Below are 19627 nucleotides of genomic sequence, written 5' to 3' on the forward strand. Positions count from 1 at the left end.
GGGCTTTGCGGCCCTGCCTTGCAAGCCGACATGGACATGACCCCACATTTCCCGATCTACATGGACTATGGCGCCACGACGCCGGTGGACCCGCGCGTGGTGGACGCGATGATCCCCTGGCTGCGCGAGCATTTCGGCAACCCGGCCTCGCGCAGCCATGCCTGGGGCTGGGAGGCCGAAGAGGCCGTCGAAAAGGCCCGCGCCCAGGTGGCCGATCTGATCGGTGCCGATCCGCGTGAGATCATCTGGACCTCTGGGGCCACCGAGTCGAACAATCTTGCGCTCAAGGGCGCGGCCCACTTCTACAAGGGCAAAGGCAAGCACCTGGTGACGGTCAAGACCGAGCACAAGGCGGTGCTGGACACCATGCGGGAACTGGAGCGCCAAGGCTTCGAGGTGACCTATCTCGACGTGCAGGAAGACGGCTTGCTCGACCTCGATCGCTTCAAGGATGCGCTGCGCCCAGACACCATCCTGGCGTCGGTGATGTTCGTCAACAACGAGATCGGCGTGATCCAGGACATCCCGACCATCGGTGCCATCTGTCGGGAGCGCGGCGTGCTCTTTCACGTCGATGCGGCACAGGCCACCGGCAAGGTCGAGATCGATCTGTCCACCTTGCCGGTCGATTTGATGAGTTTGGCCTCGCACAAAACCTACGGTCCCAAGGGCATTGGCGCGCTGTACGTGCGACGCAAGCCGCGCGTGCGCCTGGAGGCGCAGATGCATGGCGGCGGCCACGAGCGGGGGTTGCGCTCGGGCACCTTGCCGACGCACCAGATCGTTGGCATGGGCGAGGCCTACCGCATCGCCAAGCAAGAGATGGGCACCGAGATCGAGCGCATCCGCATGTTGCAGCAGCGCCTGCTCAAGGGGCTGCAAGACATCGAGCAGGTCTTCATCAACGGCCATCTCGAAAAACGTGTGCCGCACAACGTGAATGCCTCGTTCAACTTCGTCGAGGGCGAATCCCTGATCATGGGGATCAAGGGCATCGCGGTGTCCTCGGGGTCGGCCTGCACCTCGGCCAGCCTGGAGCCCAGCTATGTGCTGCGTGCGCTGGGCCGCAGCGACGAGTTGGCGCATTCGAGCCTGCGCATCACCATCGGCCGTTTCACCACCGAGGAAGAAATCGATTACGCGGTGGCCACCCTCAAAGACCGTGTGGCCAAACTGAGAGAATTGTCCCCGCTGTGGGAGATGTACCAAGAGGGTGTGGATCTGAGCACGATCCAATGGACCGCCCATTGACATCGACACAGCCCAAGCAGTAGTTGGAGAGCGACCATGGCATACAGCGACAAAGTCATCGATCATTACGAGAACCCGCGCAACGTCGGCTCCTTCCCGAAAGGGGAATCCAACGTCGGTACTGGCATGGTGGGGGCCCCGGCCTGCGGAGACGTGATGAAGCTGCAGATCAAGGTCAATCCGGCCACCGGCGTGATCGAGGACGCTCGCTTCAAGACCTATGGCTGCGGTTCGGCCATTGCCTCGAGCTCGCTGGTGACCGAATGGGTCAAGGGCAAGACCTTGGACGAGGCCATGAACCTCAAGAACACCCAGATCGCCGAAGAGCTGGCGCTGCCTCCGGTGAAGATCCATTGCTCGATCCTGGCCGAAGACGCCATCAAGGCTGCGGTGAACGATTACAAGGCCAAAGCCAGCGCGGCGGCGGCCCAGCAGGCGCATTGACACCATGGCCGTGACACTGACCGAGGCGGCTGCCCGCCATGTGGCCCGCTACCTGAGCCGTCGCGGCAAGGGGGTGGGTGTTCGCTTGGGCGTGAAGACCACCGGCTGCTCGGGCTTGGCGTACAAGCTGGAGTATGCCGACGAGGTGGCTCCCGAGGACCATGTCTTCGAGGGCCATGGTGTCAAGATTCTGGTGGACCCCAAGAGCTTGCCCTACTTGGACGGCACCCAACTCGACTTCGTGCGAGAGGGGCTGAACGAGGGCTTCAAATTCAACAATCCCAACGAGAAGGACCGCTGCGGCTGCGGGGAGTCCTTTCGCATCTGAGCCGCTCCGGAGTTCGTCGCGCGGGTTGGGCGGGCGGCTGCCCAGCCCGGCGTTCCGTCTTGCGGCCCTTCGATCATGAACCTCCAGGCCAACGACTTCGAGCTTTTCGGTTTGCCCGAGCGCTACGCGCTGGATCGGGCCGACCTGGACGCGCGCTGGAAGTCGCTCCAGGCCCGTGTGCATCCCGACCGGTTCGCCGCCGAGGGCGCGGCGGCCCAGCGTGTGGCCATGCAGTGGGCCGTGCGGATCAATGAGGCCTATCACCGCCTGAAGGATCCGCTGCGTCGTGCGGCCTATCTGTGCGAACGGCGAGGAGCCTCGATCGATGCGCACAGCAATACCGCCATGCCTGCGGACTTCCTGATGCAGCAAATGAGCTGGCGCGAAGCGCTGGAGGAGGCGGCCGACCAGGCGGCTTTGCAAGCCTTGGCGCAGGACGTGCAGGCTGAACGAGCCCGCCGGCTTGCCGCGGTGCAGGCCTTGCTCGACGATCGAGGCGACGCCCAGGCCGCGGCCGATGAGGTCAGAGCCCTTATGTTCATCGAGCGCTTTGCCGAGGAGGTCGAGCGCCGGCTCGACGGCCTGGGACAATAGACGAGCCATCACTGGCACGGCCCGCCTCGTTCGCGAGGCATTTTTCCGACACCACGCTCTTTTCATGGCACTTCTGCAGATTTCCGAACCCGGCTCGTCGCCCGATCCGCACCAGCGGCGTTTGGCCGTGGGCATCGACCTGGGCACCACGCATTCCCTCGTGGCGGCGGTGCGTCATGGTGTGCCCGAGTGTCTGCCCGATGCCCAAGGGCGGGTGATCCTGCCCTCGGCCGTGCGCTACTTGGACCAAGGGCGGCGCGCCATCGGCCACGAGGCCCTGGCGGCGCAGGCGGAGGACCCGCAAAACACCATCGTCTCGGTCAAGCGCTTCATGGGCCGGCGTCTGGCAGACATTCAAGGGCGTGAGAAGTTGCCCTACCACTTCGTCGATCACCCGGGCATGGTGGCCATCGCCACCCGTGCGGGCGAGAAGTCTCCGGTGGAAGTGTCCGCCGAGATCCTGGCGGTCTTGCGCCAGCGTGCCGAGGACAGCTTCGACGATGAGGTTTTCGGTGCGGTCATCACCGTGCCGGCCTATTTCGACGATGCCCAGCGTCAAGCCACCAAGGATGCGGCCCGTCTGGCCGGTTTGAATGTGCTGCGCCTGATCAACGAACCCACCGCCGCGGCCATCGCCTACGGGCTGGAGCATGGCTCGGAGGGCTTGTATGCGGTCTACGACCTTGGTGGGGGGACCTTCGACATTTCATTGCTGCGCCTGTCCAAGGGCGTGTTCGAGGTGGTGGCCACCGCAGGGGACACGGCACTGGGGGGCGATGACATCGATCAGGCCTTGGCCGACTGGGCGCTGGCCGAGGCGGGCTTGCAGGCGGGTACGGCGCAAGACAAGCGCGCCGTGCTGGTGGCAGCGCGCCAAGCCAAGGAAGCCCTGTCCGTCGAGGATCGCACGGTGATGCATTGTCAGGTGGGCCAGCGCCCTCTGGAGCTGGTCGTCACGCGCCAACGGCTGGAGGCGCTGGCACGTCCTTGGGTGGACCGTACGCTGGCCACGGTGCGCAAGGTGTTACGTGATGCCAAGGCGTCCACCGAAGACGTGCAAGGGGTGGTGATGGTCGGAGGCTCGACGCGCATGCCCCTGGTACGCCAGGCCGTGGGGGCCTGCTTCGGCCGCGAGCCTTTGGTCAACCTCAATCCCGATGAAGTGGTGGCCTTGGGGGCCGCCATCCAGGCCCATGCGCTGGCGGGCAATGCGGGCGCGCAGGAGCTGCTGCTGCTGGACGTGATTCCGTTGTCGCTGGGCGTGGAGACCATGGGCGGGTTGGTCGAGCGCATCATCCCGCGCAACAGCACCATTCCGACGGCCAGAGCCCAGGACTTCACGACCTTCAAAGATGGACAGACGGCCATGGCCATCCATGTGGTGCAAGGCGAGCGCGAGCAGGTCGAACATTGCCGCTCGCTGGCGCGCTTCGAGCTGCGAGGCATTCCCCCGATGGCCGCGGGCGCGGCTCGTGTCCGCGTGAGTTTCACGGTGGATGCCGACGGACTGCTGCAGGTGTCGGCCCGAGAAGAGACCTCGGGGGTGGAGGCGGCTGTCAGCGTCAAACCCAGCTATGGCTTGAGTGACGAACAAATCGCCCGCATGCTGCAAGAAAGCTTTGCCACGGCCGAGGCCGACATGAAAGACCGGGCCTTGCGCGAAGCCCGTGTCGAAGCCGAGCGCCTGTTGCTGGCCACCCAGTCGGCCGTGGACCACGATGGCGATCTGCTGTCGCCGGCCGAGCGGCAGCGCATCGATGCCCTCATGCAGCGACTGCGCGAGGTGGCCGCGGGTGAGGACCACCATGCGATCGAGTCGGCCACTGAGGCGCTGGCCAAGGGCACCGAGGCTTTTGCCGCCGAGCGCATGAACCGCAGCATCCGCGATGCGCTGTCGGGCCGACGTCTCGACGAGATTTGAACTCCCCACGAAACACCCATGCCCGTCATCAAGATCCTGCCGCACAGCGAGTACTGCCCGCAAGGCGCCGAAATCGAGGCCCCTGCTGGCACCTCCATCTGTGAGGCTTTGCTCGATCATGACATCGAGATCGAGCATGCCTGTGAAATGAGTTGTGCCTGCACGACCTGTCATGTCATCGTGCGCGAGGGCTATGAGTCGCTCAACGAGCCCGACGAGAGCGAGGAGGACATGCTCGATCGCGCCTGGGGTTTGGAGCCGCAATCGCGTTTGTCGTGCCAGGCCATCCTGTCGAACCAGAACGTGACCATCGAGATCCCCAAGTACTCGATCAATCACGCCAAGGAAAAGCACTGAGCCCGGCCGGGGCGAACCAGGATAATCGCGGCATGAGCCGCCAGATTTTCTTTGACACCGAGACCACGGGCCTGAACCCCGAGGCGGGCGACCGCATCATCGAGATTGGCTGCGTGGAGTACGTGAACCGGCGCCCCACCGGGAACAACAAGCACTTCTACATCAACCCCGAACGGCCCAATCACGAGGACGCCGTCAAGATCCACGGCTTGACCGACGAATTCCTGGCCGACAAGCCGGTGTTCGCCGCCATCGTGGACGAATTGATGGCCTACCTCGAAGGCGCGGAGGTGTTGATCCACAACGCCAGCTTCGATTTGGGCTTCATGGACGCCGAGCTGCGCCGGTTGGGCCGGCCGCGTTTCACCGAGCATCGCCTCACGGTGACCGACACGCTGCTGTTGGCGCGCGAGATGTACCCGGGTAAGTCCAATTCGCTGGACGCGTTGTGCCGCAGGCTCAATGTGGACAACTCCAACCGCACGCTGCACGGGGCGTTGCTGGATGCGGGCTTGCTGGCCGAGGTCTATATCCAGATGACGCGGGGCCAGGAGTCGCTGGTCATCGACACCGAGGATGGTGGTGCAGCGCAGGTCGAAGTGGCGCGCATCGACCTGAGCCAATTCAGCTTGCCAGTGCTGGCGGCCAGTGAGGTTGAAGTCGCCGCGCACGAGCAGGTGTTGGAAGAGCTGGACAAATCGTCCAAGGGCAAGACACTCTGGCGAAAACTTGTGGCATAATCTCAGTCTTTCGAGAGAACTGCGCAACAGCGTCTCTCACACCGGAATGCCGGGTGGTTAGCTCAGCGGTAGAGCACTGCCTTCACACGGCAGGGGTCGCAGGTTCGAACCCTGCACCACCCACCATATCTTCAAGGGCCTGGCGCACGCCAGGCCCTTGGTTCTTTCTGGCGCCCGTGTGCATCGCCTCTGCATCGACCGCGTGCTTGCCACAATCGCATCGATCGGCAAGCCGGGCCACAATCGGGTCATGCGTTACGTCACCAGCCGACCTGGCACCACCCCGCTGGTGCTCGACTCTCCTCATAGCGGCACTTGGTATCCGGATGATTTCGACCATGCCTGCGATCTGGCCGTGCTGCGTCGGGCCGAGGACACCCATGTGGACAAGCTCTATGACTTCGCTCCTGGCCTGGGGGTCGGCTGGGTCGAGGCCCATTTCCCGCGCAGCTATCTCGATGTCAACCGCAGCTTGAGCGAGTTGGACCTCACGCTGCTGGATGGGCCCTGGCCCGACCCGGTCGAAGAGGGCCCCAAAGTGCGCTTGGGCAAGGGGCTGGTGTGGCGGCTGACCGATGAGGGCGTGCCGCTGTACGACCGCAAGCTCAGCGTGCAGGAGGTGCGCCGTCGCATCGAACGCTGCTGGTACCCCTACCACGAAGCGTTGGCCCAGCAAGTGCAGGCGGCGGTGCAGCGTCATGGTTACTGCATCCACATCAATTGCCACTCCATGCCGTCCGTGGCGGCTTCCCATGCGACCGAGTACCCGGGCATGGAGCATCCGGATTTCGTGATCGGCGACCGCGATGGCACCACGGCGCATCCACGCTTGACGCGTTGGTTGGCCGAGTATCTGCGTGCGCAGGGACACCGTGTCGATATCAACCATCCCTACAAAGGCGTGGAGATCGTGCGTCGCCATGGCTTGCCCTCACAGCAGCGACATTCGCTGCAACTCGAGGTGAATCGGCGGCTGTACATGGACGAGCGCACGCTGCAGCCACACGAGGGCTTTGGGGCGCTCAAGTTGTTGTTGCTGGACATGGTGCGTGAGCTGCTCGCGCTGGACCCGAGGTGCTTGTGAGTCTGGATCGCGTCGATGCCGTGGTGGTGGGCGCGGGGGTGGTCGGTTTGGCTGCGGCTCGCGCTTTGGCCTTGCGTGGCTTGGAAACCTTGGTGCTGGAGGCCGAGACGGCCATCGGCACCGGCACCAGTTCGCGCAACAGTGAAGTCATCCATGCAGGCTTGTATTACCCCGCCGGTTCGTGGAAGGCACGGTTGTGCGTGATGGGCAAAGCCTGGCTGTACGAGTACTGCGCTGGACGGGCGGTGGATCATCGGCGTTGCGGCAAGCTGGTGGTGGCCACGTCGGTCCAGCAGCATGCGGCGTTGCAGGCACTGATGGCGCAGGCAGCCGCCCATGGTGTGCACGATCTGCGCTGGCTTTGCGCCGAGGAGGCCCGCGCTCTCGAGCCGGCCTTGGCCTGCACGGCTGCGGTCTGGTCGCCATCGACCGGTATCGTCGACAGTCACGGCCTGATGCTGGCCCTGCAGGGGGATCTGGAGGCGGCCGGCGGCGTGGTGGCCTTGAACAGCCCGGTGCGCCGGGTGCGTTGTATCGACGCAGGCTTCGACGTGGAGGCCGGGGCTGACGAGCCGATGCGGCTGGGCGCGCGCGTGCTGATCAATGCGGCCGGGCTGTGGGCCCCGGCCTTGGCCGCGCGCATCGAAGGCTTGCCGGCCGAGCAGGTGCCGCGGGCTTATTTCGCCAAAGGCAGCTACTTCGCGCTGTCCGGGCGCTGCCCCTTCTCGCGATTGATCTACCCCGTGCCCGAGGCGGCAGGCCTGGGCGTGCACCTGACCTTGGATTTGGCCGGACAGGCGCGCTTCGGGCCGGACGTGCAGTGGGTGCAGCCCGACGGCCAGGGGCGTTTCGATTATCGAGTGGATCCGGCCCGCGTGGAGTGGTTCGAAGCCGAGATTCGTCGCTACTGGCCCGAGCTGCCGGCTGGCCGCTTGCAGCCGGCCTACAGCGGCATTCGTCCCAAGCTGCAAGCGCCGGGCGAGCCGGCGTGCGATTTTCATTTGCACGGACCCAGCGATCATGGGCGGCTGGGGCTGGTCAATCTGTTCGGGATCGAGTCGCCGGGATTGACGGCGAGTCTCGCGCTCGGCGAGGTGGCCGCCGCCTTGGCCTTGGGGGAGCCGATGCCGCAGCGGCTCAGCGGCCTTTGAGGGCCAGCGCGGCCTCCCGCACCAGGGCCGGACCGCGGTAGATCAGGCCGGTGTAGATCTGCACCAAATCGGCCCCGGCCTGGATCTTGGCCAGCGCATCGGCGCCGCTCATCACGCCGCCGACGCCGATGATGGGATAGCCTGCTCCCAAGGCCGCACGCAAGGTGGCGATCACGCGGTTGCTGGCTTCGAACACGGGGCGGCCGCTGAGCCCGCCAGCTTCCTGGCCGTGGGGCAGGTGGGCGACTGCGTCCCGCGCGATGGTGGTGTTGGTGGCAATCACGCCGTCGATGCCATGGCGTTGCAAGGTCGCGGCGATCACGCCGATTTGGGCCTCGTCCAAGTCGGGGGCGATCTTCACGAACATCGGCACCGATCGGCCGTGGGTCCGAGTCAGTGACTGGCGGCGCTCCTGGAGTGCGCCCAACAGGTCGTCGAGCGCCTGGTCCGATTGCAGGGCGCGCAAGTTCTGGGTGTTGGGGGAGGAGATGTTGACGCTGACATAGTCCGCATGCGGGAAGACGCCTTCCAGGCCGAGGAGGTAGTCGTCCACGGCACGCTCGATCGGGGTGCTGGCATTCTTGCCGATGTTCAGGCCCAAGATGCCGCCTTGGCTGCGAAAGTGGCAACGGCGCACATGGGCGATGAAGGCTTCGAGCCCCTCGTTGTTGAAGCCCATCCGGTTGATCAGCGCTTGGGCTTGCGGCAGGCGGAACATGCGTGGCTTGGGGTTGCCCGGCTGCGGTTTGGGCGTGACCGTGCCCACCTCGATGAAGCCGAAACCCAGGGCGGCCAGGCCGTCGATGCAGCGACCATTTTTGTCCAGCCCGGCGGCCAGCCCCACCCGGTTGGGGAAGCGCAGGCCGGCCACGACGACGGGATCTTCCACGCGCGACTGCCGATACAGGCAGGCCAGGGGCGTGTGTTGCGTGCGCGCCAGGGCGTCCAGGGTCCATTCATGGGCCTGCTCGGGATCCAGGCCGAAGAGGAAAGGTCGGGCCAGGGTGTAGGGCAAAAGGGACATGGGAGACACGGTCCGAGATAATCGCAAGATTGTCTCAAACACAAGGGCTGAGCGGCCCTCCGATCCCATGACGCAAGACGAACTCAAGGCCCTGGTGGGGCGCGCGGCCATCGAGCATGTGGTGCCCGGCAGCATCGTGGGCGTGGGCACGGGCTCGACGGTGAACTGTTTCATCGATGAGCTGGCACGCATCAAAGACCGCATCCAGGGGGCGGTGTCCAGCTCGGTGCGCAGTACCGAACGCTTGGTGGCGCACGGCATCCCGGTCTTCGACGCCAATGAGGTCACGTCCTTGCCGGTGTACATCGACGGAGCCGACGAGATCGACCATCGGGGACACATGATCAAGGGCGGCGGGGCGGCGCTCACGCGCGAGAAGATCGTGGCCGATCTGGCACAGCGCTTCGTGTGTATCGCCGATGCATCCAAGCTGGTGCCCACACTGGGCCGCTTTCCACTGCCGGTGGAGGTGATTCCGATGGCGCGAGCCCAGGTGATGCGCCGGCTGCAGGCGTTGGGGGGGCAGCCGAAGCTGCGCGAAGGGGTGGTCACCGACAACGGCCACTTGATCATCGATGTGGCCGGGCTGCATATCGACGATCCCGTGGCGATGGAAACCGAGATCAATCAATGGCCCGGAGTGGTGACCGTGGGCATTTTCGCGCGCCACCGGGCTCATTTGTGTTTGCTGGGCACGCCCGAAGGCGTGCGTACGCTCAGCTTTTGAGCCGCTGTGCCCGATCGGGGCCGGCAAAGATGGCTAAGCGATGCGGGCCAGTCGGGCGGTCAAAAGCGGAAGCCGGGAGGCGCGTTGCCTGCCGGGGGCAGTGGCGCCGCAGGGCTGGGAGCGGTGGCTGCGGCGGGACCGTCAGGTGCCGGGGCAGGGGCGGCCGCTGGGGTCGGCGGGGCCAAAGGCTGGGCCTCGGCAAAACGATAGTGGGCCGGCAGACGCGACTGCTTGGGGTAGCCGGCGGCATCGAGGTAACTGTTCCACTCGCTGCTGGAATAGCCTTTGATTCTTTGGGCGCCAATGGCCAGCTGAGGGACTTCGCTGCTGCCGGCCTGCTTTCTCAACGCTTCGGCGTCGGCGGCGGTGCCGATGCTGTACTCGGTGTGCGGGATGCCGCGCTGGCGCAAGAGAGTGCGCCCGGCGTCGCAGGGTTGGCAATCCGCGGAGGTGTAGAGCACGACCGGGTAGCGCGCCATGACTTGACGCAGATCGAAGGGCAGTGTCGCCTCGGGGCCGGGCGGGGTGGCCCGGCCTGGGGTGCCGACGGCTTGCACCTGGCCTGCCTGTGCGGGCGGGCGGTCGGTGTAGGTGATGCGGCCGTCGGGGCCGACCACTTTGTACGTGGCTTGTGCGGCCGTGCCGGCCAGCAGACCGAACAGCAGGCCGAAGGCCGCCGGTCGAACCGTTCGCTTCATGGGCCCTCCTTGCGTGACATCGAGGCCGATGCTAGCTCAGGCCATGCCCTGATGGCGTAACAAGGCGTCGATGCGGGGCTCGCGCCCCCGGAAGGCGCGAAAGCTCTCGGCCGCCGGCCGGCTTCCCCCCACTTCGAGGATGTGCTGGCGGTAGCGCCGACCGGTATCCACGTCGAGCACACCGGCTTCTTCGAAGGCGCTGTACGCATCGGCACTGAGCACCTCGGCCCATTTGTAGCTGTAATAGCCCGCCGCATAGCCGCCGGCAAAGATGTGTGAGAAGCTGTGCTGCATGCGGTTGAAGGACGGCGGCGGGAAGACGGCCACTTCGGCGCGCACCTCGTCGATGACCTGCTGGATGCGCTCGTGGCTGCCTGGCTCGGCATGCAAGCGCATGTCCAACAGCGCGTACTCGATTTGGCGCAGCGTTTGCAGACCGCTTTGGAAGTTTTTGGCCGCCAGCATCTTGTCGTACAGCGCGCGTGGCAGCGGCTCGCCGGTGTCCACGTGGGCGGTCATGCGCCGCAGCACCTCCCATTCCCAGCAGAAGTTCTCCATGAACTGGCTGGGCAGTTCCACGGCGTCCCATTCCACGCCAGAGATGCCGGCCACGCCGAGGTCGTCCACCTGGGTGAGCAGGTGATGCAGCCCGTGGCCGAATTCATGGAAGAGGGTCAGGACGCTGTCGTGCGTGAGCAGGGCCGGCTTGCCGCCCACGCCTTCGGCAAAGTTGCACACCAGGTGGGCCACCGGCGTTTGCAGGCGGCCGTCGGGGCGGGCCCAGCGGCCGCGCACATCGTCCATCCAGGCGCCGGAGCGCTTGCCCGGGCGGGCATAGGGGTCGAGGTAGAACTGGCCCACCAACTGGCCGTTTCGCTCGATGCGGAAGAAGCGTACGCTCGGATGCCACACCGGGGCTGCATCGGGCCGGATGCTCACCTCGAACAGGGTCTCGACGATCTTGAACAGGCCTTCGAGCACTTTGGGTTCGGTGAAGTACTGCTTCACCTCCTGATCGCTGAAGGCATAGCGCTTTTCCTTCAGTTTTTCCGAGGCATAGGCCAAGTCCCAAGCGGCCAGCTCGGTCAGGCCGAGCTCGGCGCGGGCGAACTCGCGCAGCTCGGCCAAGTCGCGCTCGGCATGAGGCCGCGCCCGTCGCGCCAGGTCGCGCAGGAAGTCGAGCACTTGCTGCGGAGATTCGGCCATCTTGGGCACCAGCGACAGTTCGGCAAAGTTGCGATAGCCCAGCAGCTGCGCTTCTTCCTGGCGCAGGGCCAGCAATTCGCGCATCACGTCGGAGTTGTCATGCTCGGGCTCGCCCAGTTCGGATGCGCGGGTGACGTAGGCGGTGTACAGCCGCTCCCGCAAGGCCCGGTTTTCGCCGTACTGCATGACCGGGAAGTAGCTCGGGAACTGCAGCGTGAGCTTGTAGCCGTCGCGGCCTTCGGCCTGGGCTGCTTGGCGAGCGGCCTGCCGGGCATCGTCGGGCACGCCGGCCATCTCGGCTTCGCTGGCGTAGTAGGCGTAGCCGTCGGTGGCATCCAGCACATGCTCGGAGAACTTTTGCGCCAGTTCGGCCTGGCGCTCCTGGATCTGGGCGAAACGGGCTTTGGCCGGGCCTTGCAACTCGGCGCCGGACAGCACGAAGTCCCGGATCGCGTTGGACAGCGCCTTCTGACGGGCCGGCCGCAGGTGTTGGGCTGCGGCACTGGCGGCCACGGCCTTGTACTTGGCGTAGAGCCGCTCGTCGGCCCCCAACCGGGTGTGAAACTCGGTGATGCGTGGCAGGTTTTCGTTGTAGGCCGCGCGCAGCGCCGGGCTGTCGGCCACGGCATTGAGGTGGCTCACAGCCCCCCAAGCGCGCCCGAGGCGTTCGGTGGCCACGTCGAGCACGGCCGACAGGGCCTCGTAATCGGCCGGCACGGCATCGCTGACGGCGCGCTCCAGAGCCTCGTTGGCGGCGGCCAGCAGCTCGGTGACGGCCGGGGTGACATGTTCGGGCCGGATCGCGTCGAAGCGGGGCAGGTCGGTGAAGTCGAGCAGTGGATTCATCGCATCTGGGCTGCGCGTTCCGCAGCCTCCAGGGTGTTGACCAGCAACATTGTGATGGTCATGGGCCCAACCCCACCGGGGACGGGGGTGATGGCCGAGGCCACCTTGGACACCCCGTCGAAGTCCACGTCCCCGCACAGCTTGCCGTCGTCAGTCCGGTTCATGCCCACGTCGAGGACGACCGCACCGGGCTTGACCATGTCGGCCGTGAGCACATTGCGCCGGCCCACGGCCACCACGACGATGTCGGCCTGCCGGGTGTGGTGGGCCAGATCTGGCGTGGCGCTGTGACAGATGGTGATCGTGGCGTGCGCCTGCAGCAGCATCAGGGCCATGGGCTTGCCCACGATGTTGGAGCGGCCGATCACCACGGCATGCTTGCCCTTGGGGTCGCAGCCGATGGACTCCAACATCTTCATGCACCCGTAGGGCGTGCAGGGCTTGAACCCGCTTTGGCCGACCATCAGCGCACCGGCGCTGGCCACATGGAAGCCGTCCACGTCCTTCAGCGGCGAGATGGTTTCGATGACCTTGTGGGCGTCGATGTGCGGTGGCAGCGGCAGCTGCACCAGGATGCCGTGGATCGTCGGGTCTTGGTTGAGAGCCTGAACGCGCGAGAGCAAATCCGCTTCGGACAGGGTGGCCGGGTAGTGCTCCAACACCGAGTGCAGGCCATTGTCTTGGCAGGCTTTGACCTTGTTGCGCACATACACCTGGGAGGCCGGGTTGTCGCCCACCAGGATGACCGCCAGCCCGGGGGTGAGGCCCTGGGCGGTCAGGGCGGCGGCCCGGCGGGCCACGTCGGCGCGGATTTGCCGGGACAGGGCGTTGCCGTCGATGAGTCTTGCGGTCATGAGCGTCCTCGAGTGCGATGCCTGAAACGAAAAAAGGCCGCTGTGGCAGCGGCCTTGGGGTTGGGAGTGAGGTCAGACCTTGGCCTGCGCGCCCAACGCGATCTTGAGCAGGTCGGCCACGGTGTTGGCGTTGAGTTTTTCCATGATGTTGGCGCGGTGGGCTTCCACCGTCTTGATGCTGATGCCCAGGTCGTCGGCGATCTGCTTGTTGAGCCGTCCGGCGACGATGCGATCGAGCACCTGCGCTTCGCGGGTGGTCAGCCGCGAGAGCAGCGCGTCGCGGCTGGCGGCTTCTTGCTGCTGGGCAAACAGCGTGCGGGCCTGCTCGAGCATGCGTTCGACCAGGGCGACGAGTTCCTCTTCTTTGAAGGGCTTCTCGATGAAGTCCATCGCCCCCTTCTTCATCGTGTTGACGGCCATGGGCACGTCGCCGTGACCGGTGATGAACACGATGGGCAGCGGGGAGCGCCGCTCGATGAGGCGGTCTTGCAGTTCCAAGCCGCTCATGCCGTCCATGCGAATGTCGGCGATCAGGCAGGCGACTTCGCGCGGATCGAAGCGAGAGAGGAAGGATTCAGCGGAGTCGAAGCACTTGACGCGGTAATCCTTGCCCTCGAGCAACCACTGCAGCGAGTCGCGCACGGCTTCGTCGTCATCGACGACATACACGGTGCCTTTCTTCGGGATCAGGCTCATGGGTGCAATCAGCTAGGGTTGGAAATCTCTACCGGCAAGGTGAAGCTGAACCGGCAGCCGACGACGCTCGATCCATTGTATAAGTTCTCGGCCCGGATTCGGCCATGGTGCGACTCGATGATCGAGCGACACAGCGACAGACCGATGCCCAGGCCGTCGGATTTGGTCGAGAAGAATGCCTCGTACATCCGACCGAGCACCTCCTCCTTCAGACCGGGGCCCGAATCGGTGACGCTGAACTCGATGACCCCGCCCTCGTCGGGGGTGTGGCGTGGCACGACCCGCAGCTCGATGTTGCGCCGAGACGGCGGCAGCTTGGCCCCGTCGATGGCCTCGGCGGCGTTTTTCAGCAGGTTGAGCAGCACCTGCTCGATCAGGATGGGATCGACCATCAAGGGCGGCAGGCGTTGGGCCACATATGTGTGGATGCTCACATTGCGCCGGCGCAGCTCGATCATGGCCAGCTCCACCGCGTCATCCACGATGTCCCGGGCCTGCGAAGGCTGGCGCTGGGGTTCGCTTTTCTTCACGAAAGCGCGGATGCGGTGGATGATCTGGCCGGCCCGTTGGGCCTGCTTGGCGGTTTTTTCCAGCGCTGCCAGCAAATCGGCTTCGTTGATGTTGCCGGCCTTGACCCTGGAGATGATGCCGTTGCAGTAGTTCGAGATGGCCGTCAGCGGCTGGTTGAGCTCATGGGCGACCGACGAGGCCATCTCGCCCATCGTGATGAGGCGGCTGGTGATCTGCGCCTGATCGGCTTGGCGGGCGGCTTGTTCCTCGGCACGCACGCGGGCCGTCACATCGGTGGCGATGAGCATCTGGGCCAGGCGGCCGTCGGTCCACTGCAAGTAGCGCGATCGCACGTCGAACCAGCGTCCGAGCGACTCGACGTAGACCTCCCGGGGGTCCGACCCGGTTTCGGTCAGCTCTTGCGTCGGCAGGCCGCCGAACTGGTCCACCGATTCGTCGTCGGCGTCGGTCAACGTCGGCCCGGACTCGGCCTCCTGAGCGCCAGCCAACATGGCATGACCCTTCCCGTCGGTGCCGAACCACAGGCGGTAGGAGCGGTTGGCGAACAGCAGCTCGCCTTGCTGCACCGAAACCACCGACACCGCGGCATCCAGGCCCTCGAGCACCGTGGTGAAGCGCTCGTGCGATGCGGCGAGCTGGTCGCGAATGCGCTTGGCTTCGGTGATGTTGGTCATCGAAGTCATCCAGCCCGTTTGGTTGCCTTTGGCGTCGATCAGCGGCGAGACGTACATCCGCGCATCGAACTGTGTGCCGTCCTTGCGCATCACACGCACCTCGATGCCTCCGGGCGGACTGCGCCCCTGCAGCTCTTGCTCGAACAGCCGACGGTTCTCTTCCATGCGGTCCGGCGGCCAGTGGGGGAAGGGCGGCGTGCGCCCCACCAGTTCAGACTCGGAAAACCCCGTCATCGAGCAGTACGCGGCATTCACATAGGTGATGCGTCCTTCCATGTCCATGGCGCGCATGCCCGTGAGCATGGAGTTTTCCATCGCACGGCGGAAGTTGGTTTCGGCCACGAGTGCCTGCTGTACCTGCAAGCGCCGGCGCATGTGCCGCCAAGTACCCAGCAGCATCCACACGGTCAGCACGCTCAGCGCCGTCACCATCCAGAACAGGGTGTTGCTGATCAGCCCGACCGAGGTGCGATAGCCCACGCCGCGCAGGATCAGCCCGTTGCCTACCGGGGCCACCGGAATGTCGTGATGCAGTGTGCGGCGCCGCAGGTCGTGCCCGGGCTCGCGCGAGACGCTGCTGGCCAGCACACGGCCGTTGGCGTCGAGCAGCATCATGCCGTGCCGATTGGTCACCTCCGGCGGCACGAAGTAGCGCAGCAGCGCCTCGACCGAATATTCGGCGACCAGCGTGCCGGCGAAGGTGGCCCGATCCAGCAGCGGCACTTGGACTTGCACGACTTGCACGCCGGACTCGGTGGCATAGGGTCGGGAGTACACCGGCAGCCGCAGTTCGCGGGCGGTTTCGAAGGCCCATTCGGGCTCATTGCGAACCTCGCCTTGGCCGCCGGATGCCTCCGAGGCCGGGGCTTCGGCATAGCGGCTGCCCATGAAACTGTGGCTGGGCGAGACATGGCTGGCGCGTCGGGTGCGGTCGGCCAGCAGCCAGTTCAAACTGACCAGTTCGGGCCGCTCGCGCGCCAAGCTCGTGGCTTGGCCGATGAATTCGTCGGCGTCGATCGTGCCGGTGACGATTTCTCGCGCCAGCCGCACGAGCTGCTCTTGGTTTTCGATGAGGCGCAGCCGGATCTGCTGTTGGGCCACCTCGGTGTCGCGTTTGACCGACTCTTGCTCGCGTTCGATCTCCTCGACGCGCAGATACCAAAAGGCGGTGATGATGGCTGCCAGGAACAGCAGCACGGACACCAGGGGGCCGAGTGTGGCGAAGCGGTCCTGTCGTGCCGGTGACTGCCGACGCCACCACGCGCGCAACAGCCGACGCTTGGACGGGGGCGATCCCGTCTCATGGGTGCTCAGGCGGAACTCGGAATGAGGCATGGACATGCGCGGAATTATCGAGTGCTCGCCGGTTCGAGCGGGTGCCAGCGCTGGACGGGGGCGGCAGCGTCGCCGGCATGACCAGCGCTGCTGGCCCCTGGCGCGTACCGACAGAGGCCGAGCTGCGGCGGCTGCCCCGTGCGCCTCGTGCGGGGTGGCCCCTCTTGTGAAGCCGATAGGCCTGCGCCACAGTGGGTCATGACGCGCCGCGAGGGGCCCGCGTCAAGGATGAAAACAGAACGGTCGTTCGACAATTTTTCATAAAGTGATATTTGCTCGCACTATTTGAAAAAATGCCGATCTGTGCCACACTCGCTCCCGAACCCGGTGGCGGTCGAGGCTGCGCTGCGCGCGTTCCCTGCGTGGCGCATGGCCTGACGAATGAGGTCGACCGGGACGCCGTCAACCCCTGAGCTGGAGACAAGCATGTCTGCGATGCCCCAACCCCCCGCCGCTGCGGCGGCCAACGATGCCGACGCCCAGGAAACCCGTGAATGGCTGGACGCACTGACGGCCGTCATCGAGCGTGAAGGTCCCGAGCGTGCGCATTACCTGCTTGAGCAGCTGCTGGAGGAGGCCCGTCAACACAGTGTGGACATGCCGTTTTCGGCCACCACGGGCTATGTGAACACCATCGAGCCCTCTGAAGAGGCGCACAACCCGGGCAACTTGGAGCTGGAAGGTCGTCTGCGCGCCTACATGCGCTGGAACGCCATGGCCATGGTGGTCAAGGCCAATCGGCTCAACCCGCCCGACGGGGGGGATTTGGGCGGTCACATCAGCTCGTTCCAATCGCTGGCCCACATGTTCGCCGTGGGCTTCAATCATTTCTGGCATGCCGATGACACCGACGAGGGCGGCACCCATGGCGGAGATTTGCTCTACATCCAGGGGCACAGCGCCCCGGGCATCTACGCGCGGGCCTTCATGGAAGGGCGGCTGACCGAGGAGCAGTTGCTCCATTTCCGTCAGGAGGTCGATGGCAAGGGCATCTCCAGCTATCCCCACCCCAAGCTGATGCCGGAGTTCTGGCAGTTTCCGACGGTGTCCATGGGTTTGGGGCCGCTGATGGCGATTTATCAAGCCCGGTTCTTGAAGTATTTGCACGCGCGCGGCATTGCCGACACCTCGCAGCGCAAGGTCTGGGTGTTCTGCGGCGACGGCGAGATGGACGAACCCGAGAGCCTGGGGGCCATCGGCCTGGCCGCGCGCGAGAAGCTCGACAACCTGATCTTCGTCGTCAATTGCAATCTGCAGCGTCTGGACGGCCCGGTGCGCGGCAACGGCAAGATCATCCAGGAGCTCGAGGGGGAGTTCCGGGGGGCGGGCTGGAACGTGATCAAGCTGTTGTGGGGGCGTGAATGGGACGCCTTGCTGGCGCGCGACAAAGACGGCGCCTTGCGCAAGATCATGATGGACACGCTCGATGGCGACTACCAGGCCTTCAAGGCCAATGACGGCGCCTATGTGCGTAAGCATTTCTTCGGCCGCGACCCGCGCACGCTGGAGTTGGTGGCCAAGATGAGCGATGAGGACATCTGGGCGCTGCGCCGCGGCGGGCATGATGCGCAGAAGGTGTATGCCGCCTTCCACCGCGCCTATCACCACCAGGGGCAACCGACGGTCATTCTCGTCAAGACCGTCAAGGGCTACGGCATGGGCAAGGCCGGGGAGGGTAAGAACACCGCCCACCAGACCAAAAAGCTCTCTGACGAGGACATCCGCTATTTCCGCGATCGCTTCAACATCCCGATCCCTGACAGCGAGCTGCCGAAGATTCCTTTTTACAAGCCGGCCGACGACACGCCGGAGATGAAGTACCTGCATGCGCGCCGCAAGGCTCTGGGCGGCTATTTGCCCAAACGCCGGCCACGCAGCTCCGAGAGCTTCACCGTGCCCTCGCTGGAGACCTTCAAGGCCATCCTCGAGCCCACGGCCGAAGGGCGGGAGATCAGCACCACGCAGGCCTATGTGCGCTTCCTGACGCAGTTGCTGCGCGATCAGGCCCTGGGGCCGCGCGTGGTGCCCATCCTGGTGGACGAGGCGCGCACCTTCGGCATGGAGGGCCTGTTCCGTCAAATCGGCATTTACAACCCCGAGGGCCAGAAGTACACCCCGGTCGACAAGGACCAGGTGATGTACTACAAGGAAGACCGCGCCGGTCAGATCTTGCAGGAGGGCATCAACGAAGCCGGGGGCATGGCCAGCTGGATCGCTGCGGCCACGTCGTATTCGACGAACAACCGCATCATGATCCCTTTCTACATCTTCTACTCGATGTTCGGCTTCCAGCGCGTCGGGGACCTGGCCTGGGCGGCCGGCGACATGCAGGCCCGCGGATTTCTGCTGGGCGGCACCTCGGGGCGCACCACGCTCAACGGCGAGGGCTTGCAGCATGAAGACGGCCACAGCCACATCCTGGCCAGCACCATTCCCAACTGCGTGAGCTATGACCCCACCTTCGCTCACGAAGTGGCCGTGATCATGCAGCACGGCCTCAAGCGCATGGTCGAGAAGCAGGAAAACGTCTTCTACTACATCACCCTGCTCAACGAGAACTACGCTCACCCCGGGCTCAAGCCCGGCACCGAAGAGCAGATCATCAAGGGCATGTACCTGTTGCAAGAAGGGGCGAAGATGCCCCCGCAGGTCAACCTCTTGGGCAGCGGCTCGATCCTGCGTGAATCCATCTTTGCCAAGGAATTACTCGAGCGCGACTGGGGCGTGTCGGCCAATGTGTGGAGCTGCCCGAGCTTCAATGAATTGGCCCGCGAGGGCCAGGACTGCGAGCGCTGGAACATGCTGCATCCGGAGCAGACCCCGCGCGTGCCTTTCGTGGCGCAGCAGCTCGAACCCTATGCCGGCCCGGTCGTGGCGTCCACCGACTACATGAAGAATTACGCCGACCAGATCCGCGCCTTCTTGCCCAAAGGGCGGATCTACAAGGTCTTGGGTACCGATGGCTTTGGCCGCAGCGATTTTCGCAGCAAGCTGCGCGAGCACTTCGAGGTCAATCGCCATTACATCGTCGTGGCAGCACTCAAGGCGCTGTCTGAAGAAGGCACCGTGCCTTCGTCTCGTGTGGCCGAGGCGATCCGCAAGTACGGGATCAATCCCGACAAGATCAACCCGCTGTACGCCTGAGCCACACCAACGGGGACGACAA

General features: G+C 65.1%; 17 protein-coding genes and 1 tRNA gene. 12 read left to right on the forward strand and 6 right to left on the reverse strand.

Going from position 1 to position 19627, the window contains the following annotated elements; all coding sequences use genetic code 11:
- Positions 1 to 30: 30 nt before the first annotated feature.
- The 10 genes from F615_RS0102645 (at position 31) to F615_RS0102690 (ending at position 7870) form a co-directional block, all read left to right on the forward strand.
- Positions 31 to 1251: an IscS subfamily cysteine desulfurase gene (locus F615_RS0102645; protein WP_019559625.1), complete on the forward strand. Its 1221-nt coding sequence runs from the start codon at positions 31 to 33 to the stop codon at positions 1249 to 1251.
- A gap of 36 nt (positions 1252 to 1287) precedes the next feature.
- The gene (iscU, locus tag F615_RS0102650; RefSeq protein ID WP_019559626.1) at positions 1288 to 1695 is read left to right on the forward strand and encodes a Fe-S cluster assembly scaffold IscU; all 408 of its coding nucleotides are present in this window, start codon (positions 1288 to 1290) and stop codon (positions 1693 to 1695) included.
- 4 nt (positions 1696 to 1699) lie between these two features.
- Complete coding sequence (gene iscA, locus F615_RS0102655; protein ID WP_019559627.1) at positions 1700 to 2023, forward strand: iron-sulfur cluster assembly protein IscA; 324 nt, start codon at positions 1700 to 1702, stop codon at positions 2021 to 2023.
- A 75-nt stretch (positions 2024 to 2098) separates the two neighbouring features.
- A complete protein-coding gene (gene hscB, locus F615_RS0102660; protein ID WP_019559628.1) occupies positions 2099 to 2617 on the forward strand; it encodes a Fe-S protein assembly co-chaperone HscB in 519 nt (172 codons plus the stop codon).
- A 64-nt stretch (positions 2618 to 2681) separates the two neighbouring features.
- Positions 2682 to 4538 (forward strand): Fe-S protein assembly chaperone HscA, encoded by a 1857-nt coding sequence (gene hscA, locus F615_RS0102665; protein ID WP_019559629.1) that lies wholly within the window; start codon positions 2682 to 2684, stop codon positions 4536 to 4538.
- An 18-nt stretch (positions 4539 to 4556) separates the two neighbouring features.
- Positions 4557 to 4895 carry an ISC system 2Fe-2S type ferredoxin gene (gene fdx, locus F615_RS0102670; RefSeq protein ID WP_019559630.1) on the forward strand — a complete coding sequence of 113 codons (339 nt, stop codon included), beginning with the start codon at positions 4557 to 4559 and terminating at the stop codon, positions 4893 to 4895.
- 32 nt (positions 4896 to 4927) lie between these two features.
- On the forward strand, positions 4928 to 5635 hold the full coding sequence (gene dnaQ / locus F615_RS0102675) for a DNA polymerase III subunit epsilon (RefSeq protein ID WP_019559631.1): 708 nt from the start codon (positions 4928 to 4930) through the stop codon (positions 5633 to 5635).
- 51 nt (positions 5636 to 5686) lie between these two features.
- Positions 5687 to 5761 (forward strand) — tRNA-Val (locus F615_RS0102680).
- A gap of 124 nt (positions 5762 to 5885) precedes the next feature.
- The gene (locus F615_RS0102685; RefSeq protein ID WP_026329966.1) at positions 5886 to 6719 is read left to right on the forward strand and encodes an N-formylglutamate amidohydrolase; all 834 of its coding nucleotides are present in this window, start codon (positions 5886 to 5888) and stop codon (positions 6717 to 6719) included.
- 2 nt (positions 6720 to 6721) lie between these two features.
- Complete coding sequence (locus F615_RS0102690; RefSeq protein WP_051090175.1) at positions 6722 to 7870, forward strand: NAD(P)/FAD-dependent oxidoreductase; 1149 nt, start codon at positions 6722 to 6724, stop codon at positions 7868 to 7870.
- Here the strand turns inward: F615_RS0102690 and F615_RS0102695 are convergent.
- Positions 7857 to 8894 (reverse strand): quinone-dependent dihydroorotate dehydrogenase, encoded by a 1038-nt coding sequence (locus F615_RS0102695; protein ID WP_019559634.1) that lies wholly within the window; start codon positions 8892 to 8894, stop codon positions 7857 to 7859. The genes F615_RS0102690 and F615_RS0102695 overlap by 14 nt on opposite strands.
- 67 nt (positions 8895 to 8961) lie before the next feature.
- On the opposite strand from F615_RS0102695, the gene rpiA reads away from it, so the two are divergent.
- Entirely contained in the window at positions 8962 to 9621 is a 660-nt protein-coding gene (rpiA, locus tag F615_RS0102700; RefSeq protein WP_019559635.1) for a ribose-5-phosphate isomerase RpiA, read from the forward strand.
- Positions 9622 to 9680: 59 nt separating this feature from the next.
- On the opposite strand, the gene F615_RS0102705 is transcribed toward rpiA, so the two are convergent.
- From F615_RS0102705 to F615_RS0102725, 5 genes are all read right to left on the reverse strand, one after another.
- The gene (locus tag F615_RS0102705) at positions 9681 to 10319 is read right to left on the reverse strand and encodes a glutaredoxin family protein (RefSeq protein WP_019559636.1); all 639 of its coding nucleotides are present in this window, start codon (positions 10317 to 10319) and stop codon (positions 9681 to 9683) included.
- Between the two features lie 36 nt (positions 10320 to 10355).
- Entirely contained in the window at positions 10356 to 12371 is a 2016-nt protein-coding gene (locus tag F615_RS0102710) for a M3 family metallopeptidase (protein ID WP_019559637.1), read from the reverse strand.
- Entirely contained in the window at positions 12368 to 13225 is an 858-nt protein-coding gene (gene folD, locus F615_RS0102715) for a bifunctional methylenetetrahydrofolate dehydrogenase/methenyltetrahydrofolate cyclohydrolase FolD (RefSeq protein WP_019559638.1), read from the reverse strand. The genes F615_RS0102710 and folD overlap by 4 nt, the downstream gene beginning before the upstream one ends.
- Before the next feature lie 72 nt (positions 13226 to 13297).
- Positions 13298 to 13921: a response regulator transcription factor gene (locus tag F615_RS0102720; RefSeq protein WP_019559639.1), complete on the reverse strand. Its 624-nt coding sequence runs from the start codon at positions 13919 to 13921 to the stop codon at positions 13298 to 13300.
- Between the two features lie 8 nt (positions 13922 to 13929).
- Positions 13930 to 16467: a PAS domain S-box protein gene (locus F615_RS0102725; RefSeq protein ID WP_019559640.1), complete on the reverse strand. Its 2538-nt coding sequence runs from the start codon at positions 16465 to 16467 to the stop codon at positions 13930 to 13932.
- A 420-nt stretch (positions 16468 to 16887) separates the two neighbouring features.
- Here F615_RS0102725 and aceE point away from each other — a divergent pair, with 420 nt between their 5' ends.
- Entirely contained in the window at positions 16888 to 19605 is a 2718-nt protein-coding gene (gene aceE, locus F615_RS0102730) for a pyruvate dehydrogenase (acetyl-transferring), homodimeric type (RefSeq protein WP_019559641.1), read from the forward strand.
- Positions 19606 to 19627 lie beyond the last annotated feature (22 nt).

It is taken from the genome of Caldimonas manganoxidans ATCC BAA-369 (assembly GCF_000381125.1).
GTDB lineage: Bacteria > Pseudomonadota > Gammaproteobacteria > Burkholderiales > Burkholderiaceae_C > Caldimonas > Caldimonas manganoxidans.

Bases quoted from the DNA above. Each gene is read 5' to 3' on its own strand.
- iscU (WP_019559626.1), top strand. From the start codon at position 1,288: ATGGCATACAGCGACAAAGTCATCGATCATTACGAGAACCCGCGCAAC.
- F615_RS0102645 (WP_019559625.1), top strand. From the start codon at position 31: ATGGACATGACCCCACATTTCCCGATCTACATGGACTATGGCGCCACG.
- dnaQ (WP_019559631.1), top strand. From the start codon at position 4,928: ATGAGCCGCCAGATTTTCTTTGACACCGAGACCACGGGCCTGAACCCC.
- folD (WP_019559638.1), bottom strand. From the start codon at position 13,225: ATGACCGCAAGACTCATCGACGGCAACGCCCTGTCCCGGCAAATCCGC.
- F615_RS0102705 (WP_019559636.1), bottom strand. From the start codon at position 10,319: ATGAAGCGAACGGTTCGACCGGCGGCCTTCGGCCTGCTGTTCGGTCTG.
- rpiA (WP_019559635.1), top strand. From the start codon at position 8,962: ATGACGCAAGACGAACTCAAGGCCCTGGTGGGGCGCGCGGCCATCGAG.
- F615_RS0102720 (WP_019559639.1), bottom strand. From the start codon at position 13,921: ATGAGCCTGATCCCGAAGAAAGGCACCGTGTATGTCGTCGATGACGAC.
- fdx (WP_019559630.1), top strand. From the start codon at position 4,557: ATGCCCGTCATCAAGATCCTGCCGCACAGCGAGTACTGCCCGCAAGGC.
- hscA (WP_019559629.1), top strand. From the start codon at position 2,682: ATGGCACTTCTGCAGATTTCCGAACCCGGCTCGTCGCCCGATCCGCAC.
- F615_RS0102725 (WP_019559640.1), bottom strand. From the start codon at position 16,467: ATGTCCATGCCTCATTCCGAGTTCCGCCTGAGCACCCATGAGACGGGA.
- F615_RS0102685 (WP_026329966.1), top strand. From the start codon at position 5,886: ATGCGTTACGTCACCAGCCGACCTGGCACCACCCCGCTGGTGCTCGAC.
- aceE (WP_019559641.1), top strand. From the start codon at position 16,888: ATGTCTGCGATGCCCCAACCCCCCGCCGCTGCGGCGGCCAACGATGCC.
- F615_RS0102695 (WP_019559634.1), bottom strand. From the start codon at position 8,894: ATGTCCCTTTTGCCCTACACCCTGGCCCGACCTTTCCTCTTCGGCCTG.
- F615_RS0102710 (WP_019559637.1), bottom strand. From the start codon at position 12,371: ATGAATCCACTGCTCGACTTCACCGACCTGCCCCGCTTCGACGCGATC.
- hscB (WP_019559628.1), top strand. From the start codon at position 2,099: ATGAACCTCCAGGCCAACGACTTCGAGCTTTTCGGTTTGCCCGAGCGC.
- iscA (WP_019559627.1), top strand. From the start codon at position 1,700: ATGGCCGTGACACTGACCGAGGCGGCTGCCCGCCATGTGGCCCGCTAC.